Source organism: uncultured Winogradskyella sp. (assembly GCF_963975125.1).
Lineage (GTDB): Bacteria > Bacteroidota > Bacteroidia > Flavobacteriales > Flavobacteriaceae > Winogradskyella.
In genome coordinates this window covers 1-3,477 of record NZ_CAXBGB010000138.1, presented here as the reverse complement: position 1 = coordinate 3,477, position 3,477 = coordinate 1, and the positions used below count along the sequence as shown (strand labels likewise).

4 protein-coding genes are annotated in these 3,477 nt (G+C 31.9%); 1 reads left to right on the top strand and 3 read right to left on the bottom strand.

Annotated features, from left to right (window positions below; translation table 11 throughout):
- Positions 1–438: 438 nt before the first annotated feature.
- From AAC053_RS13705 to AAC053_RS13695, 3 genes are read right to left on the bottom strand one after another with little or no spacing between them, the layout of a single operon-like run.
- Positions 439–624, bottom strand: a complete 186-nt coding sequence (locus AAC053_RS13705) for a hypothetical protein (protein WP_339757797.1) — start codon at positions 622–624, stop codon at positions 439–441.
- Positions 625–629: 5 nt separating this feature from the next.
- Positions 630–1,742, bottom strand: coding sequence for a virulence RhuM family protein (locus tag AAC053_RS13700; protein ID WP_339757794.1), 1,113 nt, complete (start codon positions 1,740–1,742; stop codon positions 630–632).
- Entirely contained in the window at positions 1,735–2,655 is a 921-nt protein-coding gene (locus tag AAC053_RS13695) for an IS1595 family transposase (RefSeq protein WP_339757792.1), read from the bottom strand. The genes AAC053_RS13700 and AAC053_RS13695 overlap by 8 nt, the downstream gene beginning before the upstream one ends.
- A gap of 85 nt (positions 2,656–2,740) precedes the next feature.
- Here AAC053_RS13695 and AAC053_RS13690 point away from each other — a divergent pair, with 85 nt between their 5' ends.
- On the top strand, positions 2,741–3,397 hold the full coding sequence (locus AAC053_RS13690; RefSeq protein WP_339757789.1) for a hypothetical protein: 657 nt from the start codon (positions 2,741–2,743) through the stop codon (positions 3,395–3,397).
- Positions 3,398–3,477: the final 80 nt, after the last annotated feature.

Sequence of the window (3,477 nt, the reverse complement as noted above, 5' to 3'; positions counted from 1 at the left end):
TTTTAAATCCCGAATCCACTCCGGGAAAGGTTAAACAGTTAATGATTTTTGATGGAACAAACTTAGCTACCCAAGCAAATGTTATTCGGTTATAAAGCACTTAATTTCGTTTGTTATCGTTTGTAGTCGTTTGTACATGATTATAGACGCCCATATTACGGGAACTATATATAAGTTTACACTAAAAAGAAAAGTTTGATTTCCGCACTGGATATGTGCATTTTTTTGAAGTATGTAAGTTGTCCAATCTATGGTAGTCAAACCGCTAATTCAGTAAGTACTCCATAAGCATCCTGCCGACCTTAAAGGTCAAATTAAATCTTACGTATCAATGAGCGTGTGCATTGTCAATGAATAGTTTTCTTAGGACTGTTCTAAGACTAAACGGTCAAAATCGATGCTACGGTAATAGGGTGTATTATATGTTTCTTAACTTAATTAAGTAAGTCCAAGCCCTATTACTGTTTCTTTTGCCATTTCCTGAATTTTCTCATTACTAAGGTCTGGAATGGGGCTTTTTTGGCCTGAAACCCAAGTAATATTTTCGGGAGATCGTACAGATACAATTCCGCTTTCATACTTGACATGAAATTTTTTGCCTTTAATAATCATTGTTGTTTCCATAGACATTAATTATTTTCTTTAGGATTCCATCCTAAGCCTTGTTTTAGATTTTGGTTAAATTCAGACAAAGGTGGTGGTGGTGGTGGCAAAGGAGGCTTTGGAATTTCACCTTTTTTTGTTTCCTCAACAAGTTTATCAAAATCTGATTTAAACTCAATATCTTGAACTATCCTGAATTTAGAATACTCTTTTTCAGCGAAAGCCTTTGCGACCTTAGCACTTACAGCTCCCTTTCCTTGTAATATATCATAGTCATTGAATTGAATAAACGAATCAAGTTTTTTAACCCAATCGCTCATTGTCATACCATGTCCTTTTTTTGCTTGCAGTTCTGCATAATCTAGCAACATGTTAACTAAAATATTTAATTCCGAAATTTCATTGTGCCTGAAGTAATTTTTGCCAATCGAAACATCTGATTTTAATATTTTACCTCCCTTCTTTTCGTTTTTCCAACTGGTTAGGCCCATGTTCGGCAAAGACGCATTAGCCCTAAGTTTTATAATTTCAGAGGCTGTGTAATGGGTTATAGCGTATTCTAGTTTATTTTGAACAGTTGCGAAAAAATCTTGAGAAATTTTTGCTTTAGGGTCGTAATCTAAAGCTGTCGCATATATGTCGGTGATTTTTTGATAAAACCTTCTTTCTGAAGCGCGTATTTCGCGGATTCGTTCTACTAACTCATCAAAGTAATCTTTATCAAAAAGTGTTTTTCCTTGCTTTAGCCTATCATCATCTAAAGCAAACCCTTTTATTAAAAATTCTTTAAGAACAGATGTTGCCCAAATTCTGAATCTTGTAGCTTTAGGAGAGCTTACCCTATAGCCAACAGATATTATCATGTCTAAGTTATAAAAGTCCAGTTCTCTATTAACATCTCTACTACCTTCTTTTCGAACTACTCTAATTTTTCGAGTAGTTGCGCTTTTTGCCAACTCACCATCTACATAAACATTACTAATATGGTAGTTAATAGTGTTTTCCTCAACGTCAAATATCTCACTCATTGAACGTTGAGTTGCCCATACGGTATCTTCATCAACAATTACTTGGATGTTAGTAGTTCCATCATCGGCTGTATAAAACAAAAAATTCTGCTGTTCCTCTAGATTACCCATTAATTAATTTGTTATAAGTGATTCTATTTTCAATGTTCGTTAAAAGTAAATTAAATCTTTCAGATTCTCCACCATGTCTAGTATTGTATCTGAATACAAATTCATCAACATAAAGTTGTAAATGTTTCTTAGAAGTAAAATGATATATACCTACAATACCCCTTTTCAATAAAGCCCAAAAGCTTTCTATTGAGTTCATATTAACTCTACCTCTTACATATTCACCTCTGCTATGTACTACTGTGTGATGATCGTAAACCCTACTTAATTTATTATAAGAGGATAATTCATCACTATAGATTATTGCTTTACTTGATATGTGCCTAGATATTTGAGGTAATAAGGCGTTTTCCGTTGCGTTCTCTACAATCATAGCCCTAACATTACCTTTTCTTTCAACCATTCCTAAAACGGCTGATTTCCTATATTTTTCAGTAGTCTCTTCTGATTTATCAGCCCTTACTTTTGCTTGTCTATTTTTAGCCCTGCCACCTACATAGGTTTCATCGATTTCAACTTCTCCATTTAATTCTGAATCATCATTAATGCCGAAACATTTTCTGATTCTTTGTAACATGAACCAAGCGGATTTTTGGGTAATGTCCAAATCACGTCCTAATTGTAAAGATGAAATTCCTTTTTTATGGGAAGTAACCAACCAAATAGCAAGAAACCATTTTTGTAAATCCAATTTAGTATTATCAAAAATGGTATTGGTTTTTACATTGAAGTATTTTCCTGTGTTTTTACACTTATATTTATTTCCTTTACAATCGTACACTTTAGAAGTAGGATCAAAAGGACTAACAACGTTTCCGTTCCATCTTAGTTGCTCTAAATGATCAATACAAGATTGGTTATCGGGAAATGCTTTTATTAAATCTAAAATCGAGTTGAAATCTTGGTTGATCATAACTGTAATATTATACAGCTAATGTAATACTTTAATTACACTAATCCTAATTATTTAGTGTAATTAAATACTAATTATTTATTTTATGGAAAAGATATTAGACTTATTTCATTCAATTTTCTTTGACGCAAAGAAGACTATTGGTGTTAGACTTGGAAATTTTGTAATGATAGTAATTTTCGCTCTCGTTATTGATTTTTGTTTTCAATTTACTTATCGAAGCTTTGAAAACTCTAAGCTTCAAAAACTAGAAAGAATATCGTCACTAAAAGAGTCATACAAATCAGATAAAAATATCTATAAAATGCTTATAGACAAAGAGAATGAAACCCTTGAAAGTCAGCACTATTACAATCATTTATCATCTTTATGGTCTTCCTTTTCTGAATACACTAACACCCAACAACCAACTATAAATAATACTGAAATAAAAAATGCTTCTCCTAAAGTCTCCATAATAACAACTATTTTAAGTAGTTCCGCCTTGTTTGTATTGATTATTTTTCTTTCTTTTTCTGCACCATTTTGGTTAAATAATTTTGGACTTAAAAACATAAGAGAGTCTGTTACTATCGGTGTTGCTTTCACAGTTTTAACAGCTATTTTCACATCAATATCCCTTAGTATTCCTGTATTATTTAAAAATTATATATGGATTAATTACATATTGTACTTTGTGATTCATTGTACTGTGATATGGTTAATTATTGCAGGAAATAAATTATCTAAAAAGAAACTATAAGGTAGTGTAAACTTGTATATAGTTCCCCATATTACGGTTCATAAACTCCACAGCGATAAATCAATGGAATCCCTTATATT